Genomic DNA, 20,757 nt, shown 5'->3' on the forward strand with positions numbered 1-20,757 from the left:
TGTTTAGCTTCTCGCTGGGAAAATACCACTCATACAGATAATGTAATTCAAAGCAAGATAAGGCTGCATATTGTTATGCGGCTGGTTACCTCCAGCGATTCCGATCGCATTCACGTTCATCATGGTATCGGGAAATCCTGAGTCGTACACGGGCGTTCCCCGGCGGCCTGCAGTCTTCGACCAAACCGCATTCTCCGGGCTTGTTTGCGATGACACGGAGCTTGCAGAGACAGTATGTGTGTGCGCAGGCATTTGGGATGATACCAGCGTCAACACAGAAGTTCCACCGGTTTCACCTGTTGAACGAGGGGTTATTCCTGCACCGTTCCCGGTGCCCATAGCCACAGCCCCCTGTAAATTGGGGAGTGCATAGGTTGTAGTCCCGTTTCCTCCGTAATTTGTGCCTAGAAGCGAAAACAACGCTGTATTTTGTGAAATGGGGAGAATCTGTCCATTGCAAAGGGCCCAGCCTGTCGGCGCGAAATTCCCTGCGAACAAACGAATCTCCGCTAAAAATGCATCTGCCATTATTCAAACCTCCTATCCTCTTGATGGGAATATCCCTTGTAAACAGATACAAAAATAAAGGACCGTATAAGGCTGCATATTTTCATGAGGCTGCGATCCCCCTATGACCGTTAGAGCCTGGGAATTCATGCTTACGTTAGGGGCGGCATTACTATAACCGGATACCGGCAGTGATGCCCATAATTGATTAGTCGGTTCTGCCGAAGATGCAGCCGCCGTCTTTGCATTGGCAATGTGCGTATGACTCGGTATTTCGCTTATCGACAAGGTGTGACTGGATTCTCCTCCGAGTTGTCCCAGCATAATACCTTGACCCGGATGTACGGGAACTCTCCCATTTAGATTGGGAAGCGCAAAAGTGGTTTGCCCGTTCCCTCCATAGGTGGTGCCTAATATTGAAAAAACAGCTGCATTCTGATTGATTGGCAAGATCTGGCCATTACACTGAGCCCACCCTCTCGGAGCGAACCCGAAACTAAACAAACGAATTTCACCTAAATACGAATCTGACACAAGAAAACCTCCTTATCCTTCTAGTTCTGACTAGGATACACACCTTCTAGCGCAATAATAAAACTAATGGCAACGAACGGCATCATGTTGTCATGAGGTTGGCTTCCCCCTACCGTGGAAATAGCCGACGCGCTCATTACTTCGTTGGGAGTTCCCGTGCCATAAGGCTTTATTGAAGATGAAGCCCACACTGCGTTTGTCGGATTTCCGACCATACCGTTTTCCGATCGCGCATTGACACTATGCGTGTGGGCAGGCATTTGATTCACTGTAAGAGTAACAGTCTCTGCCCCACCCTTTTGTCCTAGATTGTATGAATTACCCAAATGAACCGGAATCCGGCCCTGCAGATCTGGTAGAGCGAAAGTCGTTTGACCATCCCCCCCATACGTCGTTCCAAGTAAAGTATAAAGGGCTGAGTTCTGCGAGATAGACATGAGCTGCCCCATGCAAAATGCCCATCCCAGCGGAGCGAAATTGCCCGCAAACATGCGAATTTCTCCAAGATATGGTTGTGCCATTTTAGTCTGCCTCCTTCGAGTGAATGCGATAAAATATAGCTTGATAGATGTAACCGTCTGCCTGTTTGGCGACAGGGACAAAGAAAATAGTTTCCTCGCCGAGTGCAGAATGTTCCAGCACATATGTATTTTGCTCCAGGAAACGGTCGATCGGTCCCTGAAATGTGAGTGTAAATCTCTCTGTTACAGAATCACTGTTATCCTCTATTTCTTTCAGGGTAATAGATGTGGAGCCCTCCCCTAACTTTACATGAAAAACACTGCCCACCTGATCCTTAAATTGTTGCACGGAAACTGTCATTCTGTCCGTTCCTCCCACATCATTTCTACATATAGCCCGTCCTGTTTGACGGTTACGAATCCGAAACGCTCGTACATCTTGCGCGCACGGTTGCCCTGCAGCACATGAAGACGAATGCCTTTGCCGGACCGACTCGCTTCAATTTGCCAAAGGCGAAACAATGAAGAGCCAAAGCCTTTATTTCTCCAATTAGGCTCAAATGAAATATCAACGACTACGAACTCCTCATCTCCTCGAAACAATCGGTATTGCCCTATAGGAATACTTTGATCAAGCACGAGCCGGTGCTCTGCCTGAGGGTACTGATTTCGATACGACTGCTGCTGGAGTCTAAACTGCATGTTCAGGAAGGCTTCCCGAGCATGCTGATCCCAGCCCCAGGCTGTGATTTCCTCATCTCTCGTTGAAGCGTACAGCCGATAAAGAAAAGGTTCATCCCCTGGCCGAACGTCACATGTCTCCAGAACTAGTTCCTCCTCTGACATTTCATCTATTAAATTTCGTACTTCTATATTAGAATAAATATAACTCCATATATTTACATACTATCATATGTTCATAGATACATATAACAACTTTCCGGTAATTTATTGAAATTTTAGGAGGACTAGCATGAATTCGAAGAAGACGATTTCAAGACGTGCTTTTTTGGGGTACTTAGGAACTAGCGCAGCTACGGTGGTGACCGCTTCATCCGGCCTTCAATTGTTTATGGGACAAGGAACAGCGAGCGCAGCAGAGCCCTTTTTCGGGAAACAGACAGCCCTTCTTTCAACATTGGCGGCCATCGACAAACTTCCGTCAAACGACAAGTTGAACGTCTCGTCCAGCTTCACTTACGATGTCATCGCCGCATACGGAGACCCTATTAATACCAAAGGCGATGTACTTGGCTATGAAAATGCGGCTACGCTTTACTTGCCGATCGAAGGCTCATCCGTACATGGCTTACTCGTGGCGGCCCATGAATCCTCCCATTCCTTATTGGAGCAAGGGGAACAGCTGAACGGAAGCTACTCCGTTCCACAAATTCGTAGCCTTTTGGCGGATCAAGGTTTATCCGTGTTAGAGGTTTACCGCGGTACAGACGGCCGCTGGAAGATAGAAACGAATTCGGCTTATGCCCGCCGGGTAACCGGATTGGATGTGATTGAACTGACAGGGCCAGCTAAAGGCGCCAAATCCGTTCGCAACGCAACCCGCGTGCAGGGAACAATTGCAAACCGATCCTTGACGCAAACACTGTGGGGTACAGCGCTAAGCGGGGAGAGCTCCTATGATTTAACGAGCCGATACGCCGGATTCGATCAGACACATTATGGATGGATGGCCGAAGTCGATCCGTTTGATGCTGGGTTTAAGCCGCGCAAGCATACGGCGCTCGGTCGCTTCCGTCACGCAGGCGCCGCCATGACGTTATCTGAGAACAACCGTCTAGTTGTCTACTTGGGAGACTCTCAAGGCGGATGTCTGTTCAAATTCGTCTCTCAAGGTACCTTCAACGCTGCAAAAGGGCGAGATAATTCGGATCTTTTGACAGAGGGTACTCTGTACGCGGCACAATTGGCTCGGGGAGAGTGGATTCCGCTTAACGTGAAAGCTGTTCGCAAGGAATTGGAGCGTCCTGACTTCCTCATGCCGCGCTCGATCGGTTACAGTCAAGACCAACTGCTTGCACTGTTTCAAGAGGACGCCGATATTTACGTTAATGCGACAGATGCTGCTCTCATCTTGGGGGCCACCCCTCTTGACCGTCAAGGCGACCTAGTGATCGGACCGGATGATAAAGCTCTTTACGTCTCTTTCGTCAACAATGATGCACAAGGCAATATCCACGGTAAAGTGGCTCGTATCGAAGAGCTTACAGGTTCCGATGGCGGTCGTTTCGAGCTCGACATTCTCATAACCGGTGGACGTCAAAGCGGACTGAGCTCACCGGATGGTCTTACCTTCGATGGTTCCGGCCAGATGTGGGTTGCAACGGATATCACCGTGGACAAACTACATGCAGGCACTTATCAATCGTTCGGGAACAATGGACTGTATGTGATTGCCGCAGGGAACAACGGTTCCAGCATTTCAATCACGCAGTTCGCTTCAGCGCCGAAAGACGCGGCTTTCTCAAGCCCTGCTTTCGTCCCAAACGGGCAGACAATGTTCGTGTCCGTCAATCACCCTGGCGCGGGATCTTTATGGCCAAACAAATTAGGTAACGAAGTTCCTCGTTCTGCGGTCGTGGCCATCCACGGATAGCTTTTCATAAATACTGGAAAAAGACGGCTCTCTATCACATTAGATGCGATGGAGAGCCGTCTATCATTATAGCGCTACATCCCCTTACCATGCTTTACCCTCTCAGCAAGCACCGCAAGATCATGCCCTTTTAATGCACCTTCAATGAATTCCGGGAGCTTCTCAGGAGAACATCCGAAACAAGGGATACCGTATTGTGCTAGTTTTTTAGCAACAGCATCGTCATAAGAAGGCACGCCCTGGTCAGATAAAGCGAGTAAGCAGATCGTCTTCACGCCAGCCTGATGCATGTCGACAAGCCTTTGAATCATCTCTGTCCGATTGCCGCCTTCATATAAATCTGAGACCAAGATAAACAGCGTTTTCTTCGGCTCCGTGATAAAAGACTCGCAATAAACGATGGATTTGTTAATATCCGTCCCCCCGCCAAGCTGAATCCCAAACAGCATATCAACGGGATCTTCTGCACACTGCTCACTTAAATCAACGACCTCGGTGTCAAAAGCAACCACTCGCGTGTCCAGAGCCGGCATACTAGCGAAAATAGAACCAATAATGGACGCGTAAATAACAGAGCCCGCCATCGAACCGCTTTGATCAATATCCAGGATGACCGTCCACTCTTTGCTCCGACGTGCTCGGTCAAAGAAGTAGACTTTTTCGGGCAGCAGGAGACCGCGCTCCATGTCGTAGTGCTTGAGATTTTTGCGGATGGTTGTGTTCCAGTCCAGTCCTGTGGACGACGGCAGCGGCGAATGCTGCCTGCGATTCAAGGCACCAGTAACTGCTCGGCGCAGATCCTGCGAAAGCCACTTCACGATTTCATCTACAACGGCCTTCACTAATTGCCTTGCTGTTTCTTTCGTTTTCTCCGGAATTTTCCCTTTGAGCGCCATTAGCGTGGCTACCATTTGGATGTCTGGCTTCACTTGGGAAAGAAGCTCCGGCTCGAAGAGCAGCTGTTTCAAGCCTTTGCGCTCAATGGCATCGGACTGAATGACGGAGACCACATCCGGCGGGAAAAAGGTGCGGATATCGCCCAGCCATTTGGCAAGCTTCGGGGACGAAGGACCAAGCCCCGCTTTGCGGGGGCCTCCCGCGTTCGATACATCATCAGCACTACTGCCGGATGTCTCATCATAGATCGCGGCAAGCGCCTCATCCATGAGCCTCGCTTCCTCGTCGAGCATTCCTTCACCAGAACCAAATGACTGCAGCTTCTCTTCAGAAGCAGCACCCAGAATTAACCGCCAACGCTTCAGTTGTTCTTGATCTATCATGGTCATAGGCTACAAATCCCCAAAATCAAAATCGTTGAGCTCATCCAGCTTCTCCTTCTCTTCCTCGCTTAACGGCTGCTGCAAAGCAGTCCCGGCGTTATCTGCACCAACGCCCCAAATATCGCCCATCATCTCGGCCACCGTTGCCTTCTCCCTCGGTTCGAATGAACCGAAAGCACGGCGTAGAAACACAAGTGAACGTTGGAAGGCCTCTTTTTCCAGCGATCTGATATAGGTATCAAGCTGCTGCCACAACGTTTGTCTTGACAGCAGCGCATATCGGTTGCGCATCGACATCCCTTCGAACCATCCCGCTCCTAGATCAACGGGAATCCCAGGTGATAGGCGGCGCGAAACTTCCTGAGCAACACGCTCATCCGGTATTTCGTTTCGCTCAAGCAAAATAGCAAAAGCGTAGCCCGACAGCTTGGCATTGCGGTCATCACGTGAAGCCAACTCTTGCAGTTTACTCAACCATAAACTATCGTCTACCGTTTCAAAATGGTCTTGAGCAATTGTGTGCAGCAACTGCATCGCTCGAACCATGCCCTGAGCAGCTTCATCGTTGCAGCCCGCGCTATCTAGGAGAAGCAGCGTTCCGCGCAGGAATAACTGCTGAAGCAGCGGAACAAGGGTATCCGTTTCGATTCGGCGAATCGATCCATAACGGATCAACACCGACAGCTCGTAAGCCGCCCCCGCGACCTGCTCGAAGTTGCCGGCATCCACCGCAAGCCCTTGCAGCGTGGATTTGGCCTGCTCCATCAGCTCCGTCAACGCGCAGTCGCAAGCGACCCGAATGATGCGCGAAGCTTCCGCGATATCGCCGCAAACGTCGAGCCGCTCCTTCAGTACGAAAGCCGCCGCAAGCTCAATCGTCTCCCCCTTCAAGGTCGACTCCACCGCTTGGATCTCAGCTTCCGGCGACCACTGCAGCACCCAATTCTCCGCCCAGGATGCGGAGTCTTGATTCACTCTTTGCTTCTTGGCAAAGTTAATGCCCAGCAGTTCCAGACGGTGCAGAAGAACAGACCGCTTCAAATCCAGAAACGCGGCTTCCTCCGACTTCACCCTGCGGTTCTCACGTAAATCAAGCTCTAAGGTTGTAGCAACCGTAGATTTGAATTTCTCCAACTTGAGTCGCTTGAGCTCTCTGTTCAAATCATCTTGAATCGGTGTCTGGCTAACTCCTTCTGGCAATCTGCCGATGGCCGTGCCCACGTCCGTCCTTGCCAAAGCTTCCGCAATCGTCGAAAGCTCCCCCTGACCGAGACATACCGTTGCAGCGTCCCGAAGGTCTTTCCACGTAGGATGACTACCGTCGTGCAAAGCAGCTAGAGCCTCTGCCAGCCTCACACCCTCGATGAGCGAAGCTGTGGATCTATAAGTGCCATGTTCCCTGAGATAAGCAGCTACCTGAGAAAAATACAAGGAAGGAAGCCTGCTCAAGTCACCCTTTTGGAGGCACTGCCAAAACAATTCGAAATAAGCGGGTGCCTGGTTCCCTGCCCCATAGCCCGAGTGCGAAGACAGCTTATAATAAGAATAAGGCATCAGCGTAAGCTTGGTTGTCGTCTTGGGCAGCCCCTTCATCTCTTCATCCGTCATCACCGGAAACCGGAAATCTAATGCGGAGGCATGATGCGCGCCAGTTACGACTACAATTTTCTCAGGAGCGTGACCTGCTTCAATCGTATCCTGAATTTTGCGCCGCATGTAAGCTTCCCGAATCTCATTGTACGCCGCTTCCTGTGGCGCATATTGCCACTCCTGCTGCGCGGTCAGCTCCCGCATTTGAGCCGAAAATTGATAAATGCCATGGCGGTAGGCGTCTTTTTGCAGATTATGTTCAAAATGCCGCTCCCAGTAAGCCTCGTAGTCCGGTTCTTCCGAAAGATTGGCAAACTGCTGATACAGCGTCCTCTGTCCAAGGACATATGCCTGAAAATCGTCGCCATCAGTCTGATTGCTCTCTCCCTCAGCAGAAGATGATCTCCGCTGCTGCCTCTGCTCGTATAAGGCCAAAGCATGCTCGGATGGCAAATCGATAAACTCAGCCTGCGCACCGTTGTGGCTAGCCCATTGAAACGCCTGATATTCCGGAGAATAATCTGCATACGGGTACAACAGGGTCCTTACGGGCAGTTGATCCGTATACGCCAAAATAGCAATTGGCGGGACAACACCATTAGAGGTCAGTTCAGCAATAAACCCGCTTGCGTCGCTCGGTCCTTCAACGAGCACTGCCGTAGGCTTCACTTCATCTAAGAAAGCAAGCAGGTGGAAAGCGCCTGCAGGAGATAAATGCCGTATACCGAAAACATGAAACCCCTGACTGCGATCTAGTTGTTCATCTCCGAGCACGCGAAGTACAGATTTCTCCATGTCGATCCCCGCTTTTTCATCACATTTTCTAGATATTCCTTCCATACGAGGCGGTCTTTTTCTTCGTCTTTCACAATAGCTCCCTGCAGCCCGGCGGCTATGTCTTCCTCACTAATCTGTCCGCTGCCAAAGCTTCCTGCAAGCGCCATACTGCCCGTTAACAGCGAAATCGCTTCAGCCGTCGAAATCACACCACTTGGCCCTTTCACCTTCTCTTTGCCGTCGAGTGTCATCCCGCTGCGCAGCTCACGGAAAATCGTCACAACCTTCCGCACCGCCTCCTCCTCTGGGAGCGAGGCTCTCAACTCATAGCTCGTCGAAATCTCTCTGACACGTTTGCGAACAATCTCCACTTCCGTATCGATATCCGAAGGGGATGGGAGCACGATGATGTTAAATCGCCGCTTCAAGGCGGTCTGACATCTCGTTCACTCCACGGTCGCGCGTGTTGGCCGTTGCGATGATAGAGAATCCTCTTGCAGCAAACACTTCTCTGCCCAGCTCCGGAATCGAGATCGTCTTCTCCGACAGGATGGAGATCAAAGCGTCCTGTACTTCGGACGCACAGCGCGAGATCTCTTCGAATCGGGCAATCCCACCTGTTTCCATTGCACGGAAAATCGGACTTTTGATAATCGCTTGATCGGAAGGTCCTTGCGCCAGCAGCATGGCATAGTTCCATGAATAACGAATATGCTCCTCGCTCGTGCCTGCCGTTCCTTGAATGACCTTGCCAGAATCCCCATGGATCGCTGCCGTCAAATTTTCCGAAAGCCAAGATTTAGCCGTTCCCGGTTCCCCGATCAGCATGAGAGCACGGTCTGTCAGCAGCGTGGCTATCGCCATTTCTACCAACCGCTTGTTGCCAATATATTTGGGCGTGATCGCGACCCCTTTTTCATTTCCACCAATCAGGAACGTCAGTACGGCCTTCGGAGAAAGCTGCCACCCGGCCGGCTTCGCATCTTGATCCAATTTCTTCAAAGCTTCCAATTCGTCGATGTATAAACGTTCAGAAGGTAACCTTACGACATCTTGCTTTTGATCCATCCCCATAATCCCTGTCCCTTCTCTTCGTTATCTGAGCGTTCGGTTTGTTCCGGCTTCGCAGCTATCGTTTCCGCAATTTCTAACAGTTGATTTTTCATGCCTTGATAGGATAACCCTTCTGCGAATAGCTGCAATCTCTCTGCATAAGGCCTTGGCAGTAAAGAAAGCAATGTAAGCTGGACACGATCCAAGTAATAGAACTGCTTTGCTCCGCCTTTTTCCAAAATATCCATGAGCAGCCTAGGCGCATCCTGATAGTTTTGGCTGAAAAGAATCAACAACATATTAGCTGTTTTATTTCGGTTAAAATTAGGCAGCTCTTCGCATTTCTTGACTAGATAAGCCGTGATTTTCGGATCCGGGTCTTGAGCAAATCTGCACACGAGCTCTTCCTCGTCCAATTTCACAAACAGATGCGCCCATCGTGGATCCCATGTTACAAAATCAGGTGTTGCAGCCTCATTTGGTTCATCTACTTGGTGTAGCAGCGGAGGTGTCACTTCATACAATACTCGCAGTAAATCCTTAGCAGCCGGCTGCTTTTTATCCTTAAGATCATGGCAAAAGCGTTCGTAGACGTCCTCTGGAGGAAGAATCTTGATGGCCGCTCTAAAGCTATAAGCAATAAACTTGCGATTGTACGCCTCATGTAAAGAAACAGCAAAACGGTCTGCCTCCGGTAGATCCAATTGCAGCAGAAGATCAGCAGCAGCTTCCTGGACAGCTTCCGTTTCTGGAACAATAAAACTAGGCGTAGACAGTAATTTTTCTAGGAAATTCACGACTTCCGGTACTCTTTTGCCTTGTAAGCTGCGGATGTCCGCTAACAACTGTTGTGCGGAATCTTCCACGTTTGTACGTTGAACGATTCGCTCCAACACGCTTTCCGCATGCCCGATGATGCTGAGTGTCAAATCGTTGGCTTTGCATAATTGAATCGGCTCTATCGCAAGATCCTGATCCTTCGAACCCAGTGCCTTGTAAAGGCGAGCGATTGCTTGCTCCGTTCCAAGACGAGATAAGGCGAATAAGGCGGCTCTGCGTATTTCTTTTTTCTTATCGTCAGCCTGCTCCAAAATAAATTCCTCTTGATCAGGATAATCGCCCAGAAGCTCAATCGCCGTGGAGCGAACTTCCGTTGAGCCCTGTTTGGCAGCTGTAAGAAGGAGATCTGAGGCAGATAGGGGAAGCAACTCATGGATAAGCTCCAATCTGCGGGCGTCACCTTTTCCGCCATCCAGCCGGAATTGCTGCTGAAGCGCGGGGAGCGCCTCCATACCGAGTGCGGGCAGCACCTTTCGATGAAGAAAATCGGGTATTTCTACATAACTGTCGTCTAACGCAGAAACGGCCGCAGGTATGACGCGGAAATCATCAAACAACCCATCGTCGTACCCTTGACGAAGCTGCTCCATTCGGCCCTGACCTTTTTGCGTCAATGCCTCAATGAGTGGGTGCAGCTTGCGGTAAGGAATTGACGTCGGAAGCTTCGCTCCCGTTCCTTCCACAGGAACTAGATCCTCTTTCGTCTCCGTTTTCCCCTGTGTGTACAGAACGGAATTCAACAGTGTACCTAATTCTAAAAGTCTGCTCGCTGAGCTACTCATCTCTGCCTCTAGAACTTGACTAACCGCCTGAGCTATTCGATTAAACACCGGTGCTGACTCGCCCAACTTCTGCAGTTGGGGAAGCATTTTCTGCAACCGCAAATCGCCCGCCGCCATCCCGCTCCCTGCTATAAACAAACGCCGCACCTCATGCTGCAGCTCAAACAATAGATCTATACTCATAGGTTCGTCTCCTAATTCTATTCGTCAATAAAGCAAGCGAACGACTTCATTTGTCGTTACGATGCTTAATGGCTGTGCCTCAAGCCTGTTATGTTTCCAATTGTGTTCGAACATAACCAGAATCGCCTGATTCTGTAAGAACGTCTTATTTAACATAGGCAGCAAATGAGTCGTAGGCTCGCTGAGATATGGAATGTCTGCAAGTGGAAGCCGTTTACCTTGTTCATCTAATAGCACAAAGGAAGTTTCCGACTTCTTGATCTCAGCAAATTGCAGCAGTACGGCAGGGCGCTTGTCCGAAAGTGGATTTTTAATCTGATTCTTCACTTGTTTAATGACTTCTGGGAATGACTTGTGAGCTGACGCAAGAATCTTCTGAAAATCTTGTGAATCAGCTTCGCGGAACATCGCTTCTTCCCATCGCACCCTCGTGTTAAGCTCTCCGGGATATTGCGCAAGTTCTTTTGCTTCGACGACTTGAAATACAGAGTCTTCTTCTCGTATGTATTTCGCTGCACGGAATGGCCGATACGTTCTTGTGATGTGGAGCTGTCCGCTTAGTAGGTCCGCCCAGTATCCTTCATCTATGAACTCGCCTCTCGCCTGATCCGTATAGGATCGGAACGACAACTGAAGCAATTCCGAGGACTCGCTGCGAACGCGACCATACTCCCTCAGTTCTGCGATTTGCCAGGCATGCCCAATCCATTCTTCCAACGTTGATTCCGTATCCATAGGATGATCTGGATTTTCCAATCTGCTGTTGAGGTACTCCCTGCTTTTCTTGATCAACGCTTGCAGTGTAGTGAGCTGCTCGATCACGTTTGTATAAACGGTCTCCCGATCTTCCTCTGCGCGAAACTGCAGCGTCAAATCACGAAGCGCCGCTTGGATCCCCGGGATATAATAGTTGCCGAGCTGTTTGGCCTGCTCTTCAGCGGTTTGCAGCGCCTTTTTGTCCAGGCTTCCTAGTCCTGACTGTACTAGCTGCAGGATAAGCTTCTCAGCAATACTGATTCCTTCCAGCTGTGCAGCTACTTTCTTCACTAATGCTGACTTGTTCGTCTTGCGCTTAACAACTGGAGCATCCGGGTCGACAGGTTCTTTCTTCTTCTCTTCCCGCTTCTCCGCCTTTTCCCTTTTATCCACAATATATTGTGGAATAGGTGCAGTGATGAACGTCTTACCTGACGTGTAGGCATACATCAAACCGAGATTGTGTTTGCACGGAAACTGACGGCTCGGGCATGAACAGCGGAATACGGGATCGCCCTCTTTCGCCACATCAACTGAACACCGATATGGGTCCTTCCCGCTGCCTTTACACTCCCCAAAAATGATCGTCCCGTCCTCCGACTGACAGAGCAGCGGAAAACTGTTTTTCTTCACCAAATCCTTGCCATTCTTAATCGCACTGCTGTTAAGCGCCAGACTATCTACATACGATTCCGTTAAATAATTCATCTTGTACCCCTCATAACTTGGTTATACAAACAGTTTCCACACTGTTCCTAATTTTTCCTTTTTCATGGGTATGGAATTTCAGCTGTGAATAGAACGAAGAACTCGAAAAACTAAATAAACGGCTTACGCCGTCCATGGATGAGAGTGTTTATAAAGTTTGATACTAAGCAAGCTACGCTCAAGAGGAAAATGCTTAAACATTCATTTGCTTATCCGTGTAATGTTGTATCTTTGAGAGCGTCAATTCATTCGACCAATCTTGCTCTACATTGATTTGTCTTAAATCGGGATCAATCGTTTAATATGCAGAATTTAGGTTGCTGGATGAATGAATTCATATTCACTGTTGAATCATGTTGTAGTAAGTGCAACAATTGATGCCTAATTCTCGCCTTGCTCCCTTCATTGTTGCATCATGTACAACAATTTGGCCCAATATAGACCATTTCGCAACAAAAGTGCTCAAAATGTTGTACGAAATGCAACTTCAAGTTACAAAATAACCTTTTGGCGTGTGAATTGTTGTAAAAAATACAACATTGGTAACAACAATAGCCCATCTGCCCTCACGAAAGCTGAATGACGTTAAAATCGTGTATTGAGAGGAAATCCTCACATATTGAATTCATTCAATCCAAAAAAATCCTTTGCTGTCCGCGTCGTTGATTCGGCGACTTCCTCTACCGTTTTACCAAGGCATGCAGCAACTGTCGCTGCGATGTGTGGTAGAAAAGCCGGCTCATTCCGGCCACCCTGTGGCTTTGAGGCTAAATCCCGCGGTGTAAGAAATGGAGCATCGGTTTCTAGCATCAGACGATCTAGCGGTATACGCTTTACTAGCTCACGCAGATGCTTCCCCCTTCGTTCATCACAGATCCAGCCTGTGATTCCGATATAAAATCCTAGCTGCAGATAAACCTGAAGCTCTTGTAGTGACCCTGTAAAACAATGGACCACAGCTTTCTTCTTCATTGAGCTAATATAAGGCTTCATTATGCGAACGAAATCATAATGCGCTTCACGTTCATGTAGGAAAAGCGGCATTTCCAGCTCGCAGGCAAGCTGAATTTGTTCCTCAAACCATTTGCGCTGCACGTCGCGTGGTGAAAAATCACGGTTATAATCCAGTCCGCATTCACCAATGGCCACGACTTGAGGCAGCTTCGCCAATTGACGCAGCTTATCAATGGTATGCGCCGTGCAATTGCGCGTATCGTGCGGATGAATCCCAGCCGTTGCAAATAATTTCCCCGGAAATTTATCGGCATAACGCGCAGTCCCCCTCGCTGTTTCTCACGTTTGTGCCGGTCAAAAGAAGTGGGGACACTCCCGCTTCCAGCGCTCTTGCAACCACTTCATCGCGGTCCTGATCAAAAGAGCGATGCATCAAATTAACACCAATATCGATGAGTTGATCATTCATTTAACTGCCCCTCCTTTTCGTCCTCATAAGCTTGCTCTGCATCAATGGCTAAAATAACTAATTCCCCTCTTCGTTTATCAGCGAGCGTTGCAAAATGTAGTCCTTCGGACAAACAATATCGCTTACTTTAAGCTCTGACCACTTCGTCTGTAAACGAAGAATTTCGAGTAAATCAGTAATCGCACATGAACCATCAACAGGATTCAAGCTCAGTCCGAAATCTTCAGGCGAGTGCCGAAGTATTTTACTCATAAACTTACTTAATTTTGTTTGTACATTATCTTGCAACATGACAATCACATCCTCAAATCTAATCCATATTTATAATCACACTTCTCAACTAACCAAAAACCCAACCCTCACATCCGCATCCTCTTTCATCCATGACATCGTCTGCCCTTTGTGCAGATCAGACTTCATCGATTTCACCAGCTTTTCCATATTCACGTTTTGCTCATAATGCCACTGAAGCGCAGCCGATACATACAACTCATTTAACTGGGCAAAAGTAAACCCTTCCGTTTGCTTCGCCGTTAAGTGAATCATTTCTTCGTTCAAAAGCTTCCCTATCCCCTTTTGCTCCAAATAGATCTGTCTAAGCTCAAGATCTGGAAGCTTGATTTCATAAGCTCGGTCGAATCTCCCTGCCCGGTTCATAGCCGGATCAATTTGCTCCGGATAATTCGTTGTCCCAATGAGGAAAATGCCTTCTTTGGAAGTCGCACCATCCAAAATGTTTAAAAAGTACGACCTCGCCCGCTGAGGCATAGCGTCGATATCTTCAATAACGAGAATCATTGGCGCCATGTTAGCCGCAGCTTGAAACACCTCTTGAATAGATTCGCTACCCGTATTCTCCGTTATTTGCCAATAAGCAACAGGAGCTTTCACGCTGCCGGCAATCGATTTGACGAGCGTCGTTTTTCCATTGCCCGGTTTGCCGTAAAGCAAAATACCTCTTTTGTAAGGTAGCTGATACTCTTTGAAAAAAGCACGATCCTCAGCAAAAAACTGATCGATTGAGCGATAAATGTCTGTCTTCACTTCGTCCTTCATAATGACTTCCGAACGGTCGACCATGCGAGTAATAGGAGCTAATTCCTTCTCCATGCCATGAGGTCCATCCGTGAAAACTGTCACTTGCCTTCGGTCCAAATCCCTACGGCGCTGCCGAGCATGCTCTAGAAAATGCAACAGACTCTCATCATCCACAGCAAAAACAAAATCCTCTTCTCCGATACCATTCATGCGAAAGATAGGTACTCTAGCTAACGCGATTCCCCAGGATGGGTAAGCGAAAACGTTATTGCGCAGTGTAGGAAACGTGCGATAAGCCGATACTTCACTTTCCGCATCCAATCCGAATGCACGTGACTCCATATGGTCGAAGATTCTAGAGACGAACAGCACATTATCACTTTCAGCCTTCACATCCTGTTCAAGCAGCTCCCAATACTCTTCTTTCCCATCATCACTTAAATAGGGTTCAAAGCGGTGTCCAAATTTATCTCCCAGCACATATTGAATGCGTTCTAATACATAGGCATAGTCCCTATACGCTGCAAGCGAGCCGCCTTCAGACCTGATCGGAGCCGATACTGCCGCTGATTCTTCATTAATTTTTACGCTTTGTAATTGTTTCATTTGGCACCTTTTACTGCCGCCAAAGGCTTACATTTGGCTACAACTTCAGCCAATCCCGCTCCGACGACACTTTCAATAATTTGATCTACATCTTTGTAAGCCTGCGGCGATTCATCTAGAATCGATTCTAACGATCTTTGGTTAACGACAATTTCCTCATCCGTACCTACTCCCATGGAAGAGGCAAATTCATTTAGCGTAATCAGCCTTTTCGTCGCGCTGCGAGAGCGAATCCGTCCCGCTCCATGACAGATGGAGTGAAAGTTGGCTTTGCCACCCTGAGCTCCTACCATAATGTAGGAAGCTGTCCCCATCGAACCCGGAATCAGTGCAGGGTGACCTGTATTTTGATAAGGCTGCGGATTACTTGAATGGCCTGCCGGAAGCGACCTCGTCGCCCCTTTGCGATGGACAAAATAGGACTGCCCTTCATGCTCTTCCTCCCATGCATAATTGTGCATAAGATCGTACAGGGTGGTCATTTCAAACTTCGACCCAAACACATCTTTGCCAGCTTCACGAATGGCATAGGCAATGAGATGGCGATTTACAACAGCATAATTGAGCGCTGAATACATGAGATTTACGTAAGTCTGGGCTGCCAGATGTTCTAAAGGTGCAAATAACAGCTTAGGATCAGCCGTTCCCAATCCATTCATCCGCATCACCTTCAACATGTCACTGCTGCAATATTGACTCACAGAGCCGCCCCATGCACGCGAGCCCGAGTGAATCATCACGACCACTTGACCATCAAATAGTCCCCAGGCTTCAGCCACTTCCCGGTTATCTTCCGCAATCTCTATCGACTGAATCTCCGCAAAATGGTTCCCATTCCCAAGCGTCCCAAGCTGGCGGTGTGACCGATGCCAAACATTGTTCGGAAATCGATTCAATGCATTTTCATCCAAAGTAAATTTACTGCTTTCTACATGCGTAAGCGACGTTGCCTTTCGGGGCGTATAACCATCAGGGATGTATTTCTTCGGGAGTCCATGCAGTCCTTTGGTGACGATGTGTTCCAATCGGATGTCCGAGAAATGTCCACGTGCGTGATCTTCAACGGGCAAATACTTCTCGATCGTCTTCACCAGCTTGCGGCGCAGCTTCACATCCTTCAGTTCATCCTTGTGCAAATTCGTCATATGCACCCTCATGCCACAGCCAATATCGCTGCCGACAATAGACGGTGATACATATCCGTTATGCGTATTCCATACTGCTGTTGTGCCTATGCAAGTACCAATACCAACATGTACATCAGGCGTATAGCTCATATACACTTGATTTGGAATCTGCAAATTGTTGTTGGCCATTTGAAAAACTTGATAATCTAAAGCTTTAAACAACTCAGGTCCTGCATATACATGCACGACTCCCGATGGGAGCTGAACCTGCTGAATATAATTTTCTTTCATTCGTTTTAATCCTCTCTATGAACCCCAAACCTCCCTCAGCGCATCTCGGAATAAAGCATCTAATGCTGCTTCTTGCTTTTCACCAGAGACAGCGATATGTTTGGCAGTTTCTTCAAAATAAGCGATTTGTCGATCTAAATAATCGTTGATTACCGTAATTTTCGGCTCTAAATCGAATTCGACACCAGCCTTCTTACGCGTCAACAACGTATACACTTCTTGTTTTAACTTCGATTCTGGCAGCATTTGCTCCACCAGATCTTCAAAATCCATCGGCGGCATGCTGCCGTGCTCCTCAATCCATTGGCAAGCCAGTATGGGGCGTAACACATAAAAATACTTTTTGATTTTCACATACTCACCCTGCAAATATTCCCGAAAGTTCCCTTTGGCCATATGCAAATAATGATACATGCTGGACCGCGGTGAAAAGGTTAACGGTGACAGCTGGCGGATTTGCTCCGTCACACCGTATTGCTCCAAATATTGAATTGGCGACTGCAGCCATTCGAGCAATGGTGGGTTCGACTTGCGAAACAAATTCAGCGCCTTTTTCAAATCCCACCCGTTGATGTCCAGTTGATCGCTGATCGGACGCTCAATGACATCTCGTTTCTCGAATAGGGATAAGTACCAATCCACAGGTCTTACGTAGATAAACCTAACATCATAATCACTGTCTTTCGATGGAAATCCCCACGCTCTACTACCCGATTCGCAGGCATAGAGAATCCGTACGCCTTCCTCTTGCTCAATTCGTTTAAGCTCACTATCTATTTTTCTCACATCAAATGTCATGGGACTCACCCTTTCTTCGTATTATGTGGACGCAAAAAAGCCATAGACCAACATCGTCTACGGCTTTATCATGTCAAATTTAAACTAGGCTTACTCAAAGAGTACCTACGTATTCGTCATTAGTCCGGTTGAGACCGATGGTATGTTGTGCTCTTCAATTGTCAGGTTTTTCATAGAAATTTGATTGCAAATCATAGCGTCGGCCTCCTTTCCATTCATTTACAAACATCATACGAGTCAAACCTAAGAACTGTCAATCCGTTGCGGCGGAAAGATTAATTATAATGATCGTGCTTATTAATAAAATTTATCATTGCTTAGAAATGTTTTTATCTCCAACAAGCGAATTCAACTGCTCTAGTAAGTTACCTCCACCGTTGAATGAAATTGTCCCGATTTTCTCACATATCTTCTCCAGAAACTCTAGCTCCTTTAAGCGAAACAGGGTTTGGTTCTCATCCATAAGTTTAGCCGTATTGAGCAAGCTACGTGTAGAAGCAGTCTCCTCACGCCGCGTAATGAGATTAGCTTGAGCCTTCTTCTCAGCTAACAGGACCGTATTCAGTATATCCTTAATATCGCCCGGCAGAATAATATCTTTCACACCTGCGGACAAGAACTGCACGCCATACTCTAGGCTTTTCTCATTCAAGCGCGACAAAACATAGGTAGCGATTTCTTGTTTCATTTTCAGCAAATCATCTAATTTCAATGCACCTACATACTCACGCAAAACAAGTTGCAATTGAATGTACATTTGCTCTTCAAACGACTTGATTTCAAGCGCACGAAGCGGATTCAAAATGCGATATTGGCACACAAAGTTAAGTCGTAGTGTTACCTTATCCTCCGTCATCATTTCTTGTCCCGTCATATCCATTTGCTGTTGGCGCAGGTCGACTGTTTTCACAGCGACTCCTATAGGCCCCTTCCAGAAATAATATTTGCCAGGAGCAAGCTCCTTTTGCATGACATGGTTATAAAATAATGCTCCACTTTCGTGACTAGCCACATCAAATGTCTGATAATAACCAATCAGCTTAGGAATGATAGCTGGATCAATTTCCTTTGGCAATTCAGGATTACGAATATCCACACGAAGATAGGTATGTTTTTTCAGAACATTCCAAAAAGCATAGCTTCCAGCTGTCAACAAACCAACAAATTTGCCATCTTCATAATGTAGTACATATTCATAGTCTTGAACTTGCACAATATTCAGCTCTTGTATGAGTATTTCGTCATGTATAAACAACTGAAGATCTTTCCCTTTTACATTAAAAGGGGTCATGATATTTAGAACAACAACAGTATCTTCCGAAAATGGAGAAAACCGATAAGTGCCCGGTTGTAAACTTTTATAGTAGCTGCCTTTACGAAAAAGCAGGCCTCGTTCGTCATTTTGTATCGTCACTTTTTTTAACATGTTATACCTCCTTGAATGATAGATCACGTATTTGGAGTCCTCCTGCGAGTAGGGCGGAATCCTGCTTAAGAGTACAAGAAATGAATAATAGCCATTTGAAAACTAGTTGGAGTTGTCGGGTTTCACTAGCAAACCGTCTATCGTCCAATTCTTAACAAAAGGTTGTTAACATTCTTGCAATCGGTATCTGCAGACTGCATAGCCTTAGTGCAGTGTGCAATTTGAAAGCCACAGAAGACTCCAGTACACGATCAATTGGGATGTTTTTTGCTCGATTAAAAGTCGAGTGCTCTACCACTGAGCTAATCGTTCCACACGATAGGGGATTCGAACCCCTGCACCTGGGGAATGTACGCCGAAATGAACATTACAGTATACAAACACATAGGGATGTGTGAGCACTGCCGGACTATTTGAAATCCTAGCCTTGGTAAAGTCATCCGTACATACATCCAAATTTATGATTATACGTCCATTGACGTCTATCATCACTACAATTTCCTAAACCCCTTTAATCGCAACCATCGGCTTACAAGTCGCCACCACATCTGCTAGCGATGCGCCAACAACGCTATCTATAATCTGATCCACATCCTTATAGGCTTGCGGACATTCATCAAGGATGGTTTGCAGGGAACGATGATTAACGAGAATCTCATCATCCGTCCCAACTTTCATCGATTGCGCGAATTGATCCACAGTGACAAGCTCTTTTGTCGCTTTCCGTGATCTCGCTCTGCCGGCACCGTGACAAATGGAGTAGAAGTTTTTCAGCCCTTCCTCTTTCCCAACCATAATGTACGATGAGGTTCCCATAGAACCAGGGATTAATGCCGGATGACCCGTTTCTTTATAGGCCGTTGTATTCAGGAAATGACCTGGCGGCAGCGCTCTTGTCGCTCCCTTCCGATGGACGAGCATCGGCTGATTGCGGTGAAACTCCTTTAATGCATAGTTATGCATAAGGTCATAGAGAACAGGCAGTTCTTCATCCCCTCCAAAAACTTCTCTGAAAGCTTCACGCACGCCATAAGCAATCATATGTCGATTACTTACTGCAAAGTTGAGAGCGGAATACATCAGATTTAAATAGGTTTGCCCTTCTTGACTTACAATAGGGGCATATAAGAGATTCCGATCGGGATTTTCAATTCCCCAACTGTTCATTGCTTCTCTGAAAACCTTGGTGAATTCTTGACCCAACATAGCTCCCCACGCACGTGATCCAGAATGAATCATGACGACAACTTGACCGTCGAACAAGCCCCATTTTTCTGCCAAATCCTTATGAGCCTCCGCCACTTCTAGATACTGAATCTCTATAAAATGGTTCCCGCCACCGAGCGTCCCAAGTTGCCCATGGGCATATTTACGGATTTTTGCTGGCAAATTCTCAAGGTAGGCGTGGTCGAACTTGAACGTAGATTCTTCTACATGCGTAAGCCACTGCTCATTCGGAACATATTTCTCAGGAAGTCCTTTTAAGCCGTTTTGAACGACATTCATGATATCGATATCTGAATAATTCGTATTCGTGCGCTCATTCGTTGGAACATATTTCTCGATCGCTTTAATTAGTGCTCTACGAACACTCTTGTCTTGAATATCACGTTTATGCAGAGATGTCGTATGCACGCGCATGCCACAGCCGATATCTACGCCAACGATGGAAGGAGAAACGAACCCGTCTTTCATGCTCCAAACTGCCGTTGTACCAATGCAAGTACCAATTCCAACATGGGCGTCAGGGGTGTAGCTCATATGCACATTACGCGGAATCCGCAGGTTATTATCTGCCATTTCGAATACTTTGTTCTCAAAGGATTGGAACACATCAGTGTTAGCAAAAACGTGCAAATTGCCATGCTCTAGTTCCATTTCATAATGATTACTTCCGTGAGCTTTTGTTATCATATCCATTTGGTTAACCTCCGTTTATCTTCTAAAGCTATCTTCGCTGATT

The 20,757-nt window shown here is 47.3% G+C and carries 16 protein-coding genes and 2 pseudogenes; 1 reads left to right on the forward strand and 17 read right to left on the reverse strand.

Annotated features, from left to right (window positions below):
- Window positions 1-3 precede the first annotated feature (3 nt).
- The 5 genes from ACBP55_RS30090 to ACBP55_RS30110 are packed head-to-tail and all read right to left on the reverse strand — an operon-like array spanning window position 4 to window position 2,204.
- Complete coding sequence (locus ACBP55_RS30090) at window positions 4-528, reverse strand: phage tail protein (RefSeq protein WP_464646886.1); 525 nt, start codon at window positions 526-528, stop codon at window positions 4-6.
- 12 nt (window positions 529-540) lie between these two features.
- Window positions 541-1,041 carry a phage tail protein gene (locus ACBP55_RS30095; RefSeq protein WP_464646887.1) on the reverse strand — a complete coding sequence of 167 codons (501 nt, stop codon included), beginning with the start codon at window positions 1,039-1,041 and terminating at the stop codon, window positions 541-543.
- A gap of 20 nt (window positions 1,042-1,061) precedes the next feature.
- Window positions 1,062-1,562, reverse strand: coding sequence for a phage tail protein (locus tag ACBP55_RS30100; protein WP_464646889.1), 501 nt, complete (start codon window positions 1,560-1,562; stop codon window positions 1,062-1,064).
- Between the two features lies 1 nt (window position 1,563).
- Entirely contained in the window at window positions 1,564-1,863 is a 300-nt protein-coding gene (locus tag ACBP55_RS30105; RefSeq protein ID WP_464646891.1) for a DUF6916 family protein, read from the reverse strand.
- Window positions 1,860-2,204, reverse strand: a complete 345-nt coding sequence (locus ACBP55_RS30110; protein WP_464646893.1) for a GNAT family N-acetyltransferase — start codon at window positions 2,202-2,204, stop codon at window positions 1,860-1,862. The genes ACBP55_RS30105 and ACBP55_RS30110 overlap by 4 nt, the downstream gene beginning before the upstream one ends.
- Window positions 2,205-2,475: 271 nt before the next feature.
- On the opposite strand from ACBP55_RS30110, the gene ACBP55_RS30115 reads away from it, so the two are divergent.
- Entirely contained in the window at window positions 2,476-4,116 is a 1,641-nt protein-coding gene (locus ACBP55_RS30115) for a PhoX family protein (RefSeq protein WP_464646895.1), read from the forward strand.
- A gap of 74 nt (window positions 4,117-4,190) precedes the next feature.
- Here ACBP55_RS30115 and ACBP55_RS30120 read toward each other — a convergent pair whose 3' ends face one another.
- From ACBP55_RS30120 to ACBP55_RS30175, 12 genes and pseudogenes are all read right to left on the reverse strand, one after another.
- Window positions 4,191-5,402, reverse strand: a complete 1,212-nt coding sequence (locus tag ACBP55_RS30120) for a VWA domain-containing protein (RefSeq protein WP_464646897.1) — start codon at window positions 5,400-5,402, stop codon at window positions 4,191-4,193.
- A gap of 3 nt (window positions 5,403-5,405) precedes the next feature.
- Complete coding sequence (locus ACBP55_RS30125) at window positions 5,406-7,781, reverse strand: DUF5682 family protein (RefSeq protein ID WP_464646898.1); 2,376 nt, start codon at window positions 7,779-7,781, stop codon at window positions 5,406-5,408.
- Window positions 7,739-8,831: pseudogene (locus ACBP55_RS30130) on the reverse strand (ATP-binding protein). Before ACBP55_RS30130 ends, ACBP55_RS30125 begins: the two are co-directional and overlap by 43 nt.
- Window positions 8,807-10,621, reverse strand: coding sequence for a HEAT repeat domain-containing protein (locus ACBP55_RS30135; protein ID WP_464646900.1), 1,815 nt, complete (start codon window positions 10,619-10,621; stop codon window positions 8,807-8,809). Before ACBP55_RS30135 ends, ACBP55_RS30130 begins: the two are co-directional and overlap by 25 nt.
- Before the next feature lie 24 nt (window positions 10,622-10,645).
- The gene (locus ACBP55_RS30140) at window positions 10,646-12,085 is read right to left on the reverse strand and encodes an SWIM zinc finger family protein (RefSeq protein ID WP_464646902.1); all 1,440 of its coding nucleotides are present in this window, start codon (window positions 12,083-12,085) and stop codon (window positions 10,646-10,648) included.
- Between the two features lie 612 nt (window positions 12,086-12,697).
- A pseudogene (locus ACBP55_RS30145) lies at window positions 12,698-13,508 on the reverse strand (TatD family hydrolase).
- A 57-nt stretch (window positions 13,509-13,565) separates the two neighbouring features.
- Window positions 13,566-13,799, reverse strand: coding sequence for an RNA 2'-phosphotransferase (locus tag ACBP55_RS30150; protein ID WP_464646904.1), 234 nt, complete (start codon window positions 13,797-13,799; stop codon window positions 13,566-13,568).
- A 45-nt stretch (window positions 13,800-13,844) separates the two neighbouring features.
- On the reverse strand, window positions 13,845-15,152 hold the full coding sequence (locus ACBP55_RS30155; protein WP_464646906.1) for an AAA family ATPase: 1,308 nt from the start codon (window positions 15,150-15,152) through the stop codon (window positions 13,845-13,847).
- Window positions 15,149-16,570, reverse strand: coding sequence for an RtcB family protein (locus tag ACBP55_RS30160; RefSeq protein ID WP_464646908.1), 1,422 nt, complete (start codon window positions 16,568-16,570; stop codon window positions 15,149-15,151). Before ACBP55_RS30160 ends, ACBP55_RS30155 begins: the two co-directional genes overlap by 4 nt.
- Window positions 16,571-16,585: 15 nt before the next feature.
- Window positions 16,586-17,368, reverse strand: a complete 783-nt coding sequence (locus ACBP55_RS30165) for a nucleotidyltransferase domain-containing protein (protein ID WP_464646910.1) — start codon at window positions 17,366-17,368, stop codon at window positions 16,586-16,588.
- 310 nt (window positions 17,369-17,678) lie between these two features.
- A complete protein-coding gene (locus ACBP55_RS30170) occupies window positions 17,679-18,794 on the reverse strand; it encodes a slipin family protein (protein ID WP_464646912.1) in 1,116 nt (371 codons plus the stop codon).
- A gap of 501 nt (window positions 18,795-19,295) precedes the next feature.
- Window positions 19,296-20,714 carry an RtcB family protein gene (locus ACBP55_RS30175; RefSeq protein ID WP_464646914.1) on the reverse strand — a complete coding sequence of 473 codons (1,419 nt, stop codon included), beginning with the start codon at window positions 20,712-20,714 and terminating at the stop codon, window positions 19,296-19,298.
- Window positions 20,715-20,757 lie beyond the last annotated feature (43 nt).

The sequence above is a fragment of the Paenibacillus sp. WG02 genome, assembly GCF_055396115.1.